Below are 16,829 nucleotides of genomic sequence, written 5' to 3' on the forward strand. Positions count from 1 at the left end.
CTTTCGATTCAGGAGTTTGACGTGGCCCACTTTGACGTGTTTAACGGTGATGCAGACGGCATTTGTGCGTTGCACCAACTTCGCTTGGCCCGGCCGCGAGAGAGCACGCTGGTGACGGGTGTCAAACGCGACATCAATCTGCTCGAACGCGTCCAGGCTCGATCCGGCGACAGCGTCACGGTGCTCGACATTTCACTCGACAAGAATCGTGAGGAACTGGTGCAGCTGCTTGAGCAAGACGTCGCGGTCGCCTATTTCGACCACCATTTTGCCGGCGAGATTCCCGAATCCAATAACTTGTCGGTGCAAATCGACACCGCCGGAGACGTCTGCACCGGCCTGCTTGTCAATCGTCACCTCGACGGTGCGTTTCTGCCTTGGGCGGTGACCGCATTGTTCGGCGACAACTTGCATGACGCCGCCCGCAGTGCCGCACAGCCGCTGAACCTGACCGAATCGCAACTCGACCAACTCGAAACGCTCGGCACCCTGCTGAACTACAACGGCTACGGCAGCACGCTGGACGATTTGTATTTCCCGCCGGACCAGCTGTACCGCAAGATCCAGCCGTATGCGGATCCGTTCGAGTTCATCGCGTCCGACACCACCTTTCAAACTCTCAGCGACGGTTTCGAAAGTGACATGAATCGGGCCAAGTCGATCGACCCGGTGTTGGAAACCAAACGCTGCGCGGCGTTCACGTTTCCGAACGAATCGTTTTCGCGGCGCGTCAGCGGCGTGTACAGCAACCAACTGGCGCGCGAGAACCCGGACCGCGCCCATGCATTAGCCAGCCTCTTGCCCTCGGGCGACTATTTGGTCAGCGTCCGCGCCCCACTGGCAACCAAAACCGGTGCCGACGAACTGTGTCGCCGATTCCCGACCGGCGGTGGTCGCAAAGCTGCCGCGGGCATCAACGAATTACCCGGTGATCAACTGCAAGCCTTCCTCGACGCCATGCAAAAGCAATTTAGCTGATGGGCACAAAGAACTCGCCACACATCTTGGCACTGGGAACGATGACGGAGTTTTACATTCCGTCGCACAAGCTGGATGATCCCCGCTTCTATCACGGGACTCAAACCGCGCGTTCGGCGATCCATGAGTTTCTGATGCATCGCTATCGAGCCTACACCCAATCCCCGACTCCGGTGAAAGGATATTGGATCGACCCAACCGCCCAGCTCTCGCATGACGTGCTGGAACGATTCGAAGTGTCGTTCAACAAAGAAAGCGAGTTCGACCGGCTGATTGAATTTCTGGTCGAGCTGTGTCGGCGGTTGAGCGAAGAAGCGATCTACGTCACACGAGGGACTCGCAGTTACTTGGTCACAAAAGATCCAGTTGGACCTTCGCCAGGCTCATCTTGAACGTGCCCGAAGTTTGAATCACCATCGCAGCGGTCACGGATTTCAGCGCGTCTCCGGTCGCAAGGTTCGCGACGGGAATCGAAAGCTCATGCCAGACGCCGGGCTGCTGACCGGAGATTCGTTCACCCAGCGAGATCGACTTGGAACCGCCGCTCGTCGCCAGAGCGAAGGTCACGTCGGATGACGGCGGTGTGTCGACGCGAAGCCGAATCTTGATCGAAGCCGACGCAAACTCGGGTGCCGAGAGATCGACGGGGTTTTCCGCCGCCAACGCAAAAGAGGCTTGCCCTTTCCCCGTCCAAGTGATCGTGCGAATGTCCTCCTGCGCGGACTCGTCGGCCGAGACAACGCGAATCGCATCGTTTGCGGTTCCGCCACGCGTCTCGGTCAAGACTATCCGCTCTGCTTCGCTGGTCAACACGATTCGCCACGGTGGAATCGCGCGGCCCCGATCAAAGTATTCGGTCAGATTCAGGCCCGTCTCGCCGCCGCTGGCTTGTTCAGAAAGTCGGGGCAGCGTGGTCGAGTCCGAATACGTCAGACCGTAGCCATACGGGAACAGCGGATCATATTCGGCTTGGCCAACATTCAGGGGCGTTTGCATCGGAGTGCGTGGCCAAGAGTAGGAAAGCTTACCTTTGAAGTCGTGCTGTACCTGCCCTTGCCGATCGGTCAACAAGACGTCGGCGACACCGATCCCCTCGGAACCGGGCAACCACGCGGCGACAAAGGCATCCGACGCGTTGATTTCACGATTGACCCACAGCGGACGACCGGTCAGAAACACCGCGACGGTCGGAACGCCTCGATCGGAATACGATTTCAACAGTCGATAGTCCTTGTCATCGCCCGGCTTGTAGGCAAGCGTTTCAACATCCCCTTGAAATTCCGCATACGGGTCTTCGCCAAACACGACGATCGCCGCGTCCGGCTTGATGGCGATGGAGTCCGTGACGGACTTGTCGTCGGCGACCAGCATCGTCCGACCTCCGGCCGCCTCGACCTGGCGACGAATCCCTTCATAGATCGACGTGCCGCCGGGGAAATCGTCGTTCGAGTTGCCCGTGCCTTGCCATGAAAGTGTCCAGCCCCCGCTCTGTTTGCCGATGTTGTCGGCACCGTCGCCGGCGACGACGATCGTTGAATCGGACCGCAGTGGCAACACGCCGCCGTTGTTCTTGAGCAACACCAGCGACTCGCGTACCGCTTGTCGGGCGACGGCTCGGTGCTCGGGTTTGCCGAGTTCGTCGAACTTTCCGGCCAGCGGTCGAGAGGACGGGGAGCCCGCGTCGAACAAGCCGGCGCGGAATTTGACCCGCAGAATCCTCCGTACCGCATCGTCCAATCGGGCCATGTCCACGTCACCGGACTCCGCCTGACGAAGCATCGTTTCAAACAGCCCCCGCCAACTGTCGGCGGCCATGTACATGTCCAGCCCGGCATCAAGAACGGGCAATGCGTCGGTGGCGGTGCAACCGGGAACTTGGGCGTGTGCGTTCCAATCACCGACGATAAATCCGTCAAAGCCCATCCGCTCTTTCAGCACATCGGTGAGCAATCCCTTGTGACCGTGCAACCGTTTTCCCTGCCACTCGGAGAACGATGCCATCACACATTGAACGCCGTGATTGATCGCAACCGGATAGCCGGCTGCTTGCAGATCGCGAAGGTCTTCCTCCGACATTTGGTTGTTGCCCTGGTCCTTGCCGCCGGTCGTTCCGCCATCCCCGACGAAGTGCTTTGCGGTGGCGATGACGTGCTCACCCTGCAGAAAGGAAGGATCACCCGCGACGCCTTGGATCCCCTCGATCAACTCTCCCGTATAACTTGCCGTCACTTCCGGATGCTCGGCATAACCTTCGTACGTTCTTCCCCAACGGTCGTCTCGAACCACGGCAATCGTTGGGGCGAAGGTCCATTCCTGGCCCGTCACACGAATTTCCCTGGCAGTGATCTCGCCGATCTTGCGAAGCAATGCCGGGTTTCGCGTCGCCCCCAAGCCGATGTTGTGCGGAAAGTACGTGGCGCCGACGATATTGTTGTGCCCATGGACCGCATCGGTCCCCCACAGCAACGGAATGAAGGGGCCGCCCTGTAAATCACATTCGCGGCTGGCGTTGTAAAACGCATCGGCAAGCGACAGCCAATCTTTTGCAGCCGCCCGATTGTTTCCCCCAGGCGCGGAATTGCCTCCGTTGAGGATCGATCCCAATGGATAGGTCTTCAAATCGTCGGGTTGGATCGATCCGATGTCGGCCTGAATCACTTGGCCCACTTTCTGCCGCAACGTCATCTTCTGGATCAACTGGCCGATCCGCGTTTCCATCGCATCATCCAAACCGATCGGGCTGCGTGCGGTGGGCCATCGCTCGGGGTGCACCACAGAATCCTGGGCGAGACCCGTGGAGTCCTGGCTGTGGCCAACGCCCAGCGGCGCCGCAACCAGAAAGCATGCCAAGAAAAGAGAAGAATGGCGCATGGTGATCGACCGTTTGAAGAGGAATAAGCCGGTTGGTTCACCTAGCTTGATTGAAATTCTGCTTCAGTGCGCGCCCCGCCCCTCGTGCTCCGCCAATTTTTGACGTGGGGGAAGCGAAACCCGCCAATGGATCGATCGTTCGATGAGCCCACGGATGGCAGCGCGCACCCACGGATTTTTGACACCCTGTCATCGGTGTGTTGAAGCACTCGTATTCCGTTTCAGCTAAATCTCCGAGTAGTGGACGAGGCGACGAGTCCTCCGCTCAATTTCCGGGTAGCGGACGAGGCGACGAGTCCTCCGCTCAATTTCCGGATAGCGGACGAGGCGACGAGTCCTCCGCTCAATTTCCGGGTAGCGGACGAGGCGACGAGTCCTCCGCTCAATTTCCGGGTAGCGGACGAGGCGACGAGTCCTCTGCGGTCGGCAGATTGGCAAGGACTCGTCGCCTCGTCCACTACCGCCTACCCGAAATGCAAGGTGACGCAAAGCGCTAGGGCATTTTCTGACCGACCACCCCGATCTCCGCGGCGGATGCCCAGGGTTTTCCGTTGACCTCGGAAAACACACGTACGCGGACATAGCGGCCACGCACTGGAGTTTCGCAGTCCGCTTTCTGAGCCGTCCTTACCTTGCCGAACGCCGCCGCGGCGGAGGGTTCTCCGAAGGAGTCTGCCACACCACTGATGGTGAAATCGGTTTTGGCAAAGGCTCCGTTCCAGCCGCCGTCTTGCCGGGCCAAATAGCGAAAGCCGTCGATCTGGTACGTCGCGCCCAAATCGATCACTAGTTCATGGGGCGGTTGGGCGACCCCTTGATCGAAACGGGAGTGCCAGATCGTTTCGGGATTCCCATCGATCGCGTTGGCCGCATGCTTTTCGTTACCGGTGTTCTCGCTGCTGTATCGCACGAGTTTCATTTCGTCGGCCGGCACCAGATTCTTAACGGCCAATCGGTTGATCTTCAGGCCGCGATTGCTGCTGCTCTTCTTAACGGGGTTTCCTTTCGATCCCCATTTCGCTTGCCGATCACGCTCGTGCAACTCTTTGGACTCAAACGTTCCGGGTTGAACCGGTTGGTGAGAGGCTTCGGCGTGGGCGATCATTTTGGCCAACACGTCAGGCTGCTGTTTGGCGAGGTCTGTCGTTTCGCTGACATCGCGGTCCAGATCATACAAGGCCCATGGACCGTCGCGTTTGGGCTGGATCGCTTTCCACTGCCCCATGCGGACCGCCGTCTGTGGACCGTACTCCCAATACAAAAACTCGTGTTGCGGTTGCTCGTGTCCGGTCGCTTCGGCGCCGATTAATTCGGTCAGAATCGACATGCCATCCAGATCCCCGGGGGCTTCGGCGCCGGTCAGTTCAGCGAGCGTCGGGAACACGTCGACTTGGCTGAAAACCAAATCGCTGACTTGACCGGCCTTGATCTTGCCCGGCCAGCGCACCAGATACGGAATCCTCAGCCCTCCCTCGTAAAGATTCCCCTTGCCGCCGCGGAATTCGACTCCGGTCACGGGATTCTTGTTCGGGCCGAAGTAACCGCGCGGATGTTCGTTGTCGCGAAACCGATCCTGGCCGCCGTTGTCACCGGTGAAGAAAACGATCGTGTTGTCTTCGAGATTCAATTCGCGCAGCAGGTCCAGCACCGATCGCAGGTCGTTGTCGATCATCGTGACCATTGCCGCATAGTTCTTGGCCTCTTGTGAAACGTTCGGATCGTTGAACCACGCATCGTCCTTGTAAGCGGCCACTGCGGGATCATCGGCCGGGATGTCGTACATTCCGTGCGGCGGAGTGACTGGGAAATAACAAAAGAACGGTCGATCCTTGTTCTCGCGGATGAACGCTTTGCCCCGCTTCATGATCTCGTAGTGCGAGTACGTTTCTCCTTCGCGCCCCCCATCGTTGCCCGGCAGCGGTACCTCCTGGCTGTTTCGCACCAGATAGGGCGGATAGAACGAGTGCGCATGAACTTGGTCGTAGTATCCGAAGAAGTCGTCGAAGCCATGCTGTTCCGGCACGCCGGTTGATCCGCGTCCGCCGGCGCCCCATTTGCCAAATCCGCCGGTCGCATATCCACGTTGCTTCAGCATGCTGGCGATCGTCGGCTCGCCGGCGCGCAGCGGCGTGCCGCCGGGGTTGTCGCGAACCGAACAATGCCCCATGTGCTTCCCGGTCATCATGCAAGCGCGCAGCGGACCACAAACCGGTGCCGCCGCCAGGGCCTGGGTGAACCGAATCCCTTCACGCGCCATCTGGTCGATGTTCGGCGTCCGCAAACGACCATTTCCCATGTGCGAGAGTTCGTAGTACGCCAGCTCGTCAGACATGATGTAGACAATGTTCGGCGGTCGTTCGGCCGCGCGGACACTGGCGGCCAGGCCGATCAAGAGACAGACGAGCGGGAGGCAACAACGTGACGACATGGCAGGACTCGTGCAGGGGGACGGATATGCGAGGTGATGACAACGAACAGAGTGGATTGTCAATGCGAGCTGGCGGATTGATTCGATCGAAGGAGCGCGTCGAGATCGTCGAGTGATACGTTTAAAACTTCCATCGTTTGCTTCGCGCCGGAAAACGCGATCAACAGGTGTTCGTCGTGTTCAATGATGTGTGGGTAATCGACGTGTCGACCGCCGACGAGCTGAAACAGGTGGGTGAAGGCCAGCCCGTCCGAGCTGACGGCCAAGGTCAATGGGTCGCGTCGACGCGGGTTGGCGTTGGACACCAGCACATAGTAGCCCCGCGAGGTTCGCAGCACAAAAAACTTACTCGTCGCGTCAGGGAAATCTGTCTTCACGATCGGGCTCCACGTCCGGCCGTTGTCGCTGGAAAAGGTTCGCAGCAATCGTCCCGAACGGCCGTTGTCGCGAATCAGGCCGACAAGGTTCCGGCCGTCGGGAAGCACGTACCAGTAGGGTTCTTCCGGGCGACCGCTGGCGTCGTAGCTGGCCAGCGGACGGATCTTCCAGTCGTCGAAGGCAGTGTCTCCGCCGATCATCACCGAGACCTGCTGGCAATGGTCGCGACGCGTCATCATGAATTCGCCTTGCGGCAATCGCTTGGGCGGGAAATTATTGAGCGTGTCGTCCATCACTGTGCCGTGGGCTCTCCACGTTTGCTCGCCCGCGTCCCAGCGAAATGCTTCCAGACTGAGTCCCTTGCCGGGATATGCCGGCGCGTTGAAGTGGCTCGCCAACGCCAGCAGCTCGCCATCACGGACCCACAGCCCACGTGCGATCCAACCAAACCCGGGTGTCCGCGGCGGCCCGGACAGATCCGCCGGCTGACTCCAACGCAACCCGTCATCGCTGGTCGCATAGGACACGCGGGTGTCCGGTCGATCGTGACCCGGTACCACATTGCGCAGTTGCTCGGGCGTCAGGCCCGGCCTCGGTACGCCCGGACCGTCACTCCACATCGCCCAGTACTTGCCTTCGAAATGAGCGAGATAAGCGTGCTGATGAACCCAGGTTCCTGCGCGGTCTCGGACGTCACTGATGATGGCGTGTTTTGACGGAACCGGGGTAAGATCGTTGAAATTGATTCGCGACGCATCGGGGCCGGTGGTTTTCAGATCCAGCATCCGTGGGCTGCCCGGATTCTTCACAGGGTGCGGACGAGCATCGGTTCCAGAAGCGGCAACGGCAGACTGGGCGGCCAGTTTTTCGGCAAGCTTCTTTGCCAGGTCAGCGACGGCGTTTTGATACTCGTCATGGTCCACCACGTTCACGGTCTCGTGCGAGTCATTGCGGTGATCGTATAGTTCGCGGGCGAGGACTTGTTCGGTTTTGAAGTCCCGCCACTCGGTGTAGCGAAAGGGTTTGGCGCGAATCGAATACCCCATCACTTCGGGCAGTTTGCCGCGCAGGTAATTGGGACGCGGTGTTTGGGTGAGAGCCACTTCGTGGACACTCGCCGAGGGATCGTCCAGCAACGGCACCAAGGAGACACCTTCGACGTCGTCCGGTGTTTGCAAGGCACAAAGTTCCGTCAGCGTCGGATAGAGATCCAGCAATTCCACCAGGGCGTCCGTGCGGCCGGCCGCTTCGTGTTTGGGGGCGTCGATGATCAGCGGGACGCGGGCATCGAGTTCAAACGCCGTTGTTTTCCGTGTCAGACCGTGTTCACCCAGATGCAACCCGTGATCGGACCACAACACGATGATCGTGTTGTCTCGCAGTTGCAGTGCATCCAATTCATCCAGCACGCGGCCGATCTGCGCATCCAAGTAACTGATCGCGGCGAGGTGCCCGTGATGCATTTCCCGCAACTCTTCCGACTCCGCGCCCGCGTTGAATCGGGCGCTCGTCAATGCGATGTCGGGAACGTCTTGGGGTGGTTGTACGTCGCTCGGAATTGGAACCTTGTTTCGATCATAAAGGTCCCAGTATTTTTTGGGAGCGTTGAAGGGCGTGTGTGGCTTCCAAAATCCGACGGCCAGGAAGAACGGATCGTCACGCCGATTGAGTTTCCGCAAGGATTCGACGGCCGTTTCCGCGACCCGCCCGTCGAAGTAGGCGTCATCGGGAACCTCGCGGCATTCGATGCCATTTTTTCCCGAAGCGAGATTCGGCGGCACCGCTCCGTCGACGATCGGCTTGTCGTTGGAGTGGCTGTTGTAGTGCAGCACCGACGGCACGCTCCAGGATCGGGGATCGCCTTTCCAATCGTCTTGCCGCCAGTTATGGAAAATCTTTCCGACACATTGTGTGTGATAGCCGTTGGATTTGAACCATTGTGGAAGCGTGACGGCATCGGGCACGTTCTGACGGAAGTGTGTCGGCAAATCCCAAACCCGCAGCGTATCGGGCCGCATGCCCGTCAGCAGCGATGCCCGGGAGGGATTGCAGACGGTTTGCTGGCAGTAGGCATGTTCGAAAACCATGCCGCCGGATGCGAGCCGATCGATGTTCGGCGACTTCACCGCCGCATCCCCGTAGCACCCCAGCTGGACCCTCAAGTCGTCGATCGCGATGAACAACACATTCGGCCGCTCGGCGCCGGCCGACGCTGCCATCAGCGCCAAACAACACGCGGCAAAACGAAGAGAGAGAGAACGGAGCATGATGCGTGACCTTCTTGCGAGCCAGAAACGGAATCAAGGGTCGGCTATCATAAAGGATTCAGACGCCAACAAACTCGGACTGGCGATCTCTGGGCTACTGGAAAACGAAGGTCCGTTCGCAGCGACATCGGTCGCGATTATTTCCACCCACAGTCTGCTCGCGTCCCTTCGGGCTTTTCGGTACGCTGCGAACGTTGCGTGAATGAGACCGAGGAGGGTAACGTGTGAAGCATTTGTCGCCAAAGTAAGTGGCATTGAGCTTGCGCTAAACTGCTAAAGGCTCTGCTAAGCACAGCGGCAACATGCTTCACAATGCAAAAGAAAAGCGTTTCGCTGCGCAATCCGTTTGGAGAGCCATACTACGTATCGTGGTTACGAACATGTGCTTGCAGGGCCTGAAGTTTTGCATCCAACGCGCCTCGCCCCAAAGAGATCAGTTCCGCATCCGTCGAAATGGGATCCCCGAGGAATTCCTGTAGCACCTGGATCTTACCGGTTAGCTTTCCCTTCTCAATGCCTTCTTCACGGCCTTCCTCGCGACCTTCTTCCAAGAGACGATCGGCGATCGACCCCGGATAGAATTGTGTCGGAAACACGCTTGCGAGTGTTTGCTTCAACTCTTCGGAAGTTAGATCGTTGTTTGCAGACATCGCGTACACCTGAATTGCGTCAAGCCATTGCCGGATCGAAAAACCATCGCCAACACTTCTCAAAATCTGCAGGATCGAAAACAATTCCGCCTGCAGTTGCCGGTCGCGGCCGTCAAGTTCGACAGTGCGAACTGAAAGAAGTTGTTGTGCGGCGTCGGGAGGTGATGATCATCGTCCATCCACGCAAGTTACCCTACCTCGTCATTCTTTTCCACAAACGCGGATCCCGTGCAATCCCGTTGGGGTTGGTGTCCTGGTGGTGATCAATTTCGGCCCGACCAACTTCACCAACCACAGTTACGGAGTGGCCGCGGGAACGGACGGTCAATGGACGCAGGCCTTGTGCACTCAAGATTCCCGATTCGGCGGGTGGGACGGTGCGGGAAACGCGTTCTACGAACCGACGGTGCAAGCTGATGGTAAACTCTACCTGAACCTGCCCAAGTTTTCGGTCATCGCGATGCGACGCAAGTAGACAGGGGCAAAGATGCGGCGACGCGTCTGAATCAACGAGCCACCACAGACATCAAGCAACATGAAACGCACTCTCCTCAGAAGATTCTGTCTGATCGCGGTCCTGGTGAACGCGTCGGCGCTGGTTGTCGTCGGCCAAGAAGGCGAAAACGCCAAACGCGAGGCTGTGGAGGCTCGGGCGGAAGCTCAACTGATCGTCGATACGTTTCAAGGTTCGATGCGGAAACAGTGGCGATGGTTGCGGGAAAACAAAGACGGATGGAAGCTGTCCGATTCAGGCCTGCAAGTCCTGGTCGAACCAGGCAACATGTGGGGTAAAGCCAACGACGCGAAGAACGTGCTGCTTCATCCGGTGCCCCGGGCCTGGCAGGACTCCGTCGACGTCCGTGTGCAACTGGAGCAGCATCCGAAGAAACGCTGGGAACAAACGAATCTGGTCTGGTACTACAGCGATTCGACGATGGTCAAGATCGGGTTGGAAATTGAGCACGGCATCACCAACATCGTGATGGGACGCGAAGAAAAGGATCGCACGCGCACCATCGCAATCATTCCCTATCCCGGTGAAACCGTCCAACTGCGATTGGTCATCGACGGACCGGAGCTGAGCGGTTTTTATCGCAAACCCGGTGAGCATGAATGGAATGCCGTCGGCACGGCCGCCCTGCCGGAAGACGCCTCCACACCGCCACAAGTCAGCCTTCAGTTCTATCAAGGCGAGGTGGACTCGGGGCGTTGGGCCACCGCCAGTCATTTTGAAATGAGGCCCCTGGAGCGGTGACGGGTTGAGTGATCGTTGGGGCGCGGAGAGAGAGGGTCAAAACATTGACTGGTCAAAAAATGAAGGCAGCTGGTGGGACAGGATGCGCAAAGCCTCGTGCACCCGCCTCCCATTTTTTGACCACCCCATTTTTTGACCACCCCGTCTTTTGATCCCGGGCCTTCCACCTACCTCCCCGCGGCACTTGCTTACCGGTCAGCGGCAAACGATGATGTGCAGCCTCCCGCACCATCTCTCCCCATTTCGCCGCCCTCCTGAGACATCATGAAACCCCAAGCCTTGCTCGCCCTCGTCGCCTTGCTGGCGATGCCCCCCCTGTGTGCCGCGGACGACTCTCCACCCAATGCGTCCGATCGCCAGGTCCAACCGGATGTTCCCCAAGGGAAACTCAGCGAAGGCGTCTTCGCCGACAGTCGCGTGTTCCCCGGTACGACGCGCCAGTACAGCGTCTACGTTCCGGCACAGTACAACGCGAATGAGCCGGCAAACTTGATGGTGTTCATGGACGGTAAGAACTACGCCAAGGCCGACGGCGCGTTTCGTGTTCCCGTAGTGTTTGACAATCTGATCCATCAAGGCGCGATGCCGGTCACGATCGCCGTCTTCGTGAACCCCGGCACGATTCCGGCGTCCAAACCCGGCGCGAAAGACCGCAGCAACCGTTCATTCGAATACGATTCACTCGGTGACCGCTATGCAACGTTCCTGGTCGATGAATTTCTGCCCCTTGCGTTGAAAGGACTCAACGTTTCTGACGACGCCAAACGCCGCGCGGTGTGCGGGATCTCGTCCGGTGGCATCTGCGCGTTCACCGTCGCCTGGGAAAAACCGGATCAGTTCGGCAAAGTGCTCAGTCACATCGGCAGTTTCACCAACATCCGCGGCGGTTGGGCTTATCCCGGATTGATTCGCAAAACGAAAGCCGCTCCCAAACCGATCAAGGTGTACCTGCAAGAAGGCAAGGACGACTTAAACAATCTGCACGGAAATTGGCCACTGGGAAATCGCGACATGGCGGCCGCGCTGCAGTACGCCGGTTATCATTACAAGCTGGTGATGACCGAAGGCGGACACAGCGGAAAATGGGGCGGCGAAGTCTTTCCGGACGCACTGCGTTGGCTGTGGTCTGATGATTCCGAATCGACCGTGATCCCGTCCACGGAAACCAATCCCGAGTGGCAACCGCATCCCGATGCAATCGCCGACGACTCGGTTCCCAAGGGAACCGTCGAGCAGATGGAGCCCTGGGAATCGAAGATCTTTGATGGCACGATCCGTGATTGGGCGATCTACGTGCCGGCACAATACAAGGCGGACACGCCTGCCGCGCTGATGGTGTTTCAGGACGGTGAGCGAATGCGTGACATCAAGGGACGCTGGCGGATCCCGATCGTCTTTGACAACTTGATCGCACGCGGCGAAATACCTCCGACCATCGCCGTGTTCATCAATCCGGGACACCACAAGTCAAAGCCTCGCCAAGGCAAAAAGTCATCCAACCGCAGCTTTGAATACGACAGCCTGGGTGATCGATACACGCGATTCTTGTCAGAAGAAATCCTTCCCGCGGTCCAGCAGCGCTACAACCTTTCTTCCGATCCTGCGATGCGGGCGATCGGCGGGTCCAGTTCCGGCGCCATCTGCGCCTTCACCGCCGCCTGGGAGCGTCCCGACCAGTTTGGCAAGGTTTATTCAAACGTCGGCAGTTTCACGAACTTGCGCGGCGGCAACGTCTATCCCGCACTGGTCCGCAAAACGGAACCCAAACCGATCCGCGTTTACATGTCCGACACCAGCGGTGACGTCGACAACGCGTTCGGAAGCTGGCCCTGGGCAAACCAGCGCATGGCATCGGCGCTCAAGTACATGGGTTACGACACCCGTTTTGATTGGTCCGAAGGCTACGCGCACAACGCCGATTTCGGCAGCGTGCGTTTTCCCGATGCGATGAAATGGCTTTGGCGAAACGAGACACACCAGCCGGTGCTAGACACCAGCGGAGACTTGCGCGGCGATTTGACGCTGCTGAACCTGTTGATCCCGGGGCAGTCCTGGGAAGTCGTCGCCACGGACCTCGGGTTCGCCGACGCACCGTGCAGCGACGCCGAAGGCAATTTTTTCTACAGCGACATGAAGGCGCCGGCGGTCTACCGCGTCAGTGCCGATGACGGAAAACAAACGGTGATCGCCAAGGAATCGGTCAGCGGGTTGATGTTCGGTCCCGACGGACTGCTGTACGGATGCCAGGGTGCGATGGATCGAGTGATTTCGATTGACCCGGTTTCGGGTGTGGTCAACGTGGTCGCGAGCGGTGTCAAGCCGAACGACTTGGCCGTCTCCGCGAATGGATTTGCGTTCATCACCGAGACTCGGGCCAAACAAGTCACGCGGATCAACTTGAAGACCGGCGAAACGACGGCGGTCGACAGCGGAATCACGCGTCCCAACGGAATCGCGCTGTCCAACGACGGGGGCACGCTGGCCGTTTCCGATTCCGGCGGCGAGAGCACTTGGACGTTCAGGGTCCATCCCGACGGCAGCCTGGACGCCAAAATGCCGACCATGCCGATGCGGCTGGCGATCGACGCCAAGGGTGAATTTAAATTCAACGAACCGCCGCCGTACCTGACCGCGTCGCGGGGCGATGGCATGGCCGTAGACAAGGCAGGGCGTTACTACGTGACCAGCTCAGTCGGCGTGCAAATCTTCGATCCGACCGGGCGTCCCTGTGGCGTGCTGCCCACACCCGATCCGACCAAGCCGCTGACCAGTTGCACACTGGCCGGGGCGCATCATGACACGCTGTACGTGACCAACGGCTCGACCGTCTATCGCCGCAAGCTGAGTGTGAAGTAGCGACGTTTGCCCAGACGTATCCACAAGGCCCAACGGGCCGACAGAGTGTCTGCCGGTGGCTCACCGGCCTGTTGATTTAATCGCGACCGAAACAATGGTGAGCCGATGGCGCTAGCCACGGGCCTCCAAGGGCAACGTCGTCTTCACTAAGCCCGCGGCTAGCGCCGTCGGCTCACTAAATCGACAGGCCGTAACGCCCCAGTGCCCTTTACATTGACACCGATCGGGGTGTTTCTGGTGAGCGGTAGGGCGCGAGCCCTCCGGTCTTTCAAGGTGAAACCGGACGGCTCGCGCCGTTCCGCTAACTCAAGTAAGTGGCATGAGGCGCCAGCCCTCCGGTCTTTCGCAAAAGACCACCCGTTTCGTGTTACAATTTCCAGGTGACACCAGCGGGGGTCATCGCACGTCGAGACGCCCTCCATCATCGATCCAACGAGACGAACATGAACAAAAAGACTCAGCCGATCACGCGTCGCCAATCCATCCAAGCCGCCGCGGCCGGTACTGCTGCGGTCTTCGCCGCCCCGGCCATCGTTCGCGGACAAAACTTGAACGACAAAATCCGAGTCGCGATCGTGGGCATGGGGGGACGCGCCAAAGCCCACGCGGAAAGCCTGGTCGAACTGGAAAAAGAATCGACCTCCGGCGTCTCCCTGGCAGGCATTTGTGATTGCGACGAAGCCAAACTGAAATCCGCCGAAACGGTTTGGACCGAGCGCAGCGGTCACAAGATCCAAACCTACGACGACATGCGACGTGTCTTGGATGACCCGTCCATCGACGCAGTCACCTTCGCCACACCCAACCACTGGCATTCGCTGAACGTGATCTGGGGCTGCCAAGCGGGCAAAGACGTGTATGTCGAAAAGCCCGGGTCGCACAACATCTCCGAAGGCCGCAAGATGGTCCAAGCGGCGCGCAAGTACAACCGGATCGTCCAGCACGGAACGCAATGCCGATCGTCACCGAACATCGTCGAAGGCATCGACAAACTGCATCAAGGCGTGATCGGCGACGTCTACTTTGCCCGCGGCATCGCCTACAAGATCCGCGGCGACCTGGGCAAGCATGCACCGCGACCGGTGCCCGAGGGACTCGACTGGAACGCATGGTGTGGACCGGCCCCCGTGCACGAATTCAGTAACTTTCAACATCGTCGTTGGCACTGGATCTGGGACTACGGCAATGGAGAAATCGGCAACCAGGGCGTCCATCAAATGGACATCCTGCGTTGGGGCCTGAAACTGGACACGCACCCGGTGCAGGTCTCATCGGTGGGTTCCAATTACATGCAAGAAAAAGTCCATCAGAGCAGCGCCGAAACGCCGGGTGTCTTGTCCACATCGCTGAAATGGGCCGACGGCAGGATGATCGAGTTTGCGGTCCGCGATTGGTACACCAACGCCGAAGCGGGCTTTCGCGATAAGTATCCCTTCGTCCAAAAAGACTTTCCCGTCGGAACAATCTTTTTGGGCACCGAAGGCACGATGATCATCCCCGACTACTCGAGCTACTACACGTTCCTGGGACGCAATCGCGAACCGGGGCCGAGCGCTTTTGAAGAGGGCAGTCCGATTTCCAACCTGCCGCATTTCCGCAATTGGGCGCTTGCGGTCCGTGCGCGAAACCCAGAATTCCTCTCGGCGGAGATCGAACAGGGACATCATTCTGCCGCGCTGTGTCACTTGGCCAATATCGCTTACCGCGTCGATCGAACGCTGCACTTTGATCCGGAAAAAGAAACCTTTAAAGACGATCCCCAAGCGGACCGTTTATTGACGCGACCGGCGCGCGGTGCGTTCACGGTACCTGATGTCGTTTAATCCGGAAGCAGAACGATCGGCAATTCATCTTCAACTGAGAAACCAATGATGACGAAATACGGCTTCATCCTGTCAACGTTTTTGCTGGGGTTCGCACTCGTCCAGCCCAGCGTCCACGCCGACTGGCCGCAATGGCGCGGATCGGCGGACTTGGGCAGTGTGGCGACGGGAAACTATCCGTCGGAACTGAACGACCAGACCCTGCGTTGGAAAACAGCGCTTCCCGGCAAGGGATGTTCCACTCCGATCGTCGTCGACCAGACCCTGTACGTCACCGCGCCGAGTGACGGTGTCGATGCATTGGTGGCCGTCGATTGGTCCGGCAAGGAAAAGTGGCTGACGAAATTCGGCCCCGAAGTCAAAGGGAAACATCGCAACGGCTCAGGCAGCAACGCGTCCCCCGTCAGCGACGGTGATGCGATCTTCGTGTACTTCAAAAGCGGGACGTTGGCCGCGGTGGAACGCGACGGCACAGTACGATGGCAAACGAACCTGGTCGATCGTTTCGGCAAAGACACTCTGTATTGGGACCACGGGACGTCGCCCGTTTTGACGAAGCGACATGTTGTGTTTGCGCGGATGCACAACGGTGAATCATGGCTAGCAGCATTCGACAAACAAACCGGCGACATCGCATGGAAGGAAGCGAGGAACTATCAAACGCCGCGTGAATGCGACCACGGCTACTCCACACCACTGGTGATCGATCATCAGGGAAAGGAGTCGCTACTGGTCTGGGGCGCACAACACTTGACGATCCACGACGCTCAAGATGGACGCGTGATGTGGACATGCGGGAATTTCAATCCCGACTCCAATCAACTTGGCCCGTCGTTGCCTCGCCGGTCCTGGTCGATGACATGGCGGTCGTCGCCTTTGGCCGTAACGACAAGGGGGCACCGCGACTGTACGGCATCCGCATGGACGGAAGCGGCGACGTCACCGAGACGAATCACGTTTGGTTTCGCGATGACATCTCGACCTTCGTCCCCTCGCCCGCTGCTTACAACGGACACGTCTACCTGGTCCGTGACCGCGGTGAAGTCGAATGCATCGATCCGGCGACCGGCAAAACGATCTGGAGTGACGCGTTTCCCAAAAACAGGAACTCGTACTATGCGTCACCGACGATCGCCGCCGGTAAACTATACGCGGCGCGTGAAGACGGCGTCGTCTACGTCGCCGATGTGGCCGACGGCGAATTCCGATTGCTGTCCGAAAACGATCTGAAAGAGTCCGTGATCGGATCGCCCGTTCCGATCGAAGACCGCATTTTCATCCGCGGTGAGAAGCATCTGCTTTGTTTCTCGTCCAAGTGATCGC

12 protein-coding genes and 1 pseudogene are annotated in these 16,829 nt (G+C 58.9%); 8 read left to right on the top strand and 5 right to left on the bottom strand.

All coding sequences use genetic code 11. The features are described 5' to 3' along the window. The first annotated feature begins 21 nt into the window (after positions 1 to 21). Both TBK1r_RS19165 and TBK1r_RS19170 read left to right on the top strand, forming a co-directional pair. A complete protein-coding gene (locus tag TBK1r_RS19165; RefSeq protein WP_145214130.1) occupies positions 22 to 978 on the top strand; it encodes an acetyltransferase in 957 nt (318 codons plus the stop codon). Next, a complete protein-coding gene (locus TBK1r_RS19170; protein WP_145214133.1) occupies positions 978 to 1,370 on the top strand; it encodes a hypothetical protein in 393 nt (130 codons plus the stop codon). The genes TBK1r_RS19165 and TBK1r_RS19170 overlap by 1 nt, the downstream gene beginning before the upstream one ends. Here the strand turns inward: TBK1r_RS19170 and TBK1r_RS19175 are convergent. From TBK1r_RS19175 to TBK1r_RS19190, 4 genes are all read right to left on the bottom strand, one after another. Next, positions 1,330 to 3,849, bottom strand: coding sequence for a glycoside hydrolase family 3 protein (locus TBK1r_RS19175; RefSeq protein ID WP_145214136.1), 2,520 nt, complete (start codon positions 3,847 to 3,849; stop codon positions 1,330 to 1,332). The two genes, TBK1r_RS19170 and TBK1r_RS19175, sit on opposite strands and share 41 nt — an antisense overlap. Positions 3,850 to 4,342: 493 nt before the next feature. Beyond that, positions 4,343 to 6,277 carry a sulfatase-like hydrolase/transferase gene (locus tag TBK1r_RS19180; protein ID WP_145214139.1) on the bottom strand — a complete coding sequence of 645 codons (1,935 nt, stop codon included), beginning with the start codon at positions 6,275 to 6,277 and terminating at the stop codon, positions 4,343 to 4,345. A gap of 59 nt (positions 6,278 to 6,336) precedes the next feature. Continuing rightward, positions 6,337 to 8,922, bottom strand: coding sequence for a sulfatase-like hydrolase/transferase (locus TBK1r_RS19185; RefSeq protein ID WP_145214142.1), 2,586 nt, complete (start codon positions 8,920 to 8,922; stop codon positions 6,337 to 6,339). Between the two features lie 359 nt (positions 8,923 to 9,281). Next, positions 9,282 to 9,656, bottom strand: coding sequence for a hypothetical protein (locus TBK1r_RS19190; RefSeq protein WP_145214145.1), 375 nt, complete (start codon positions 9,654 to 9,656; stop codon positions 9,282 to 9,284). A 175-nt stretch (positions 9,657 to 9,831) separates the two neighbouring features. Between TBK1r_RS19190 and TBK1r_RS38685 the strand changes: the two genes are divergently transcribed. The 5 genes and pseudogenes from TBK1r_RS38685 to TBK1r_RS38690 form a co-directional block, all read left to right on the top strand. Next, positions 9,832 to 10,047, top strand: coding sequence for an alpha amylase C-terminal domain-containing protein (locus TBK1r_RS38685; RefSeq protein ID WP_419580145.1), 216 nt, complete (start codon positions 9,832 to 9,834; stop codon positions 10,045 to 10,047). 60 nt (positions 10,048 to 10,107) lie between these two features. Then, positions 10,108 to 10,827: a beta-xylosidase family glycoside hydrolase gene (locus TBK1r_RS19200; RefSeq protein WP_145214150.1), complete on the top strand. Its 720-nt coding sequence runs from the start codon at positions 10,108 to 10,110 to the stop codon at positions 10,825 to 10,827. Between the two features lie 264 nt (positions 10,828 to 11,091). Then, positions 11,092 to 13,683 (top strand): alpha/beta hydrolase-fold protein, encoded by a 2,592-nt coding sequence (locus tag TBK1r_RS19205; protein ID WP_145214153.1) that lies wholly within the window; start codon positions 11,092 to 11,094, stop codon positions 13,681 to 13,683. Between the two features lie 443 nt (positions 13,684 to 14,126). Then, the gene (locus tag TBK1r_RS19210; RefSeq protein ID WP_145214156.1) at positions 14,127 to 15,506 is read left to right on the top strand and encodes a Gfo/Idh/MocA family protein; all 1,380 of its coding nucleotides are present in this window, start codon (positions 14,127 to 14,129) and stop codon (positions 15,504 to 15,506) included. 48 nt (positions 15,507 to 15,554) lie between these two features. Then, positions 15,555 to 15,908, top strand: a pseudogene (locus tag TBK1r_RS38690) (hypothetical protein); the annotation flags it as partial. On the opposite strand, the gene TBK1r_RS38695 reads toward TBK1r_RS38690, so the two are convergent. Further along, positions 15,888 to 16,070 (bottom strand): hypothetical protein, encoded by a 183-nt coding sequence (locus tag TBK1r_RS38695; RefSeq protein ID WP_419580146.1) that lies wholly within the window; start codon positions 16,068 to 16,070, stop codon positions 15,888 to 15,890. The pseudogene TBK1r_RS38690 and the gene TBK1r_RS38695 sit on opposite strands and share 21 nt — an antisense overlap. A 227-nt stretch (positions 16,071 to 16,297) precedes the next feature. Between TBK1r_RS38695 and TBK1r_RS38700 the strand changes: the two genes are divergently transcribed. Beyond that, the gene (locus tag TBK1r_RS38700; RefSeq protein WP_419580147.1) at positions 16,298 to 16,825 is read left to right on the top strand and encodes an outer membrane protein assembly factor BamB family protein; all 528 of its coding nucleotides are present in this window, start codon (positions 16,298 to 16,300) and stop codon (positions 16,823 to 16,825) included. The last annotated feature ends 4 nt before the right edge of the window (positions 16,826 to 16,829 follow it).

The organism is Stieleria magnilauensis (assembly GCA_007753675.1).
GTDB classification, from domain to species: Bacteria; Planctomycetota; Planctomycetia; order Pirellulales; family Pirellulaceae; genus Stieleria; species Stieleria magnilauensis.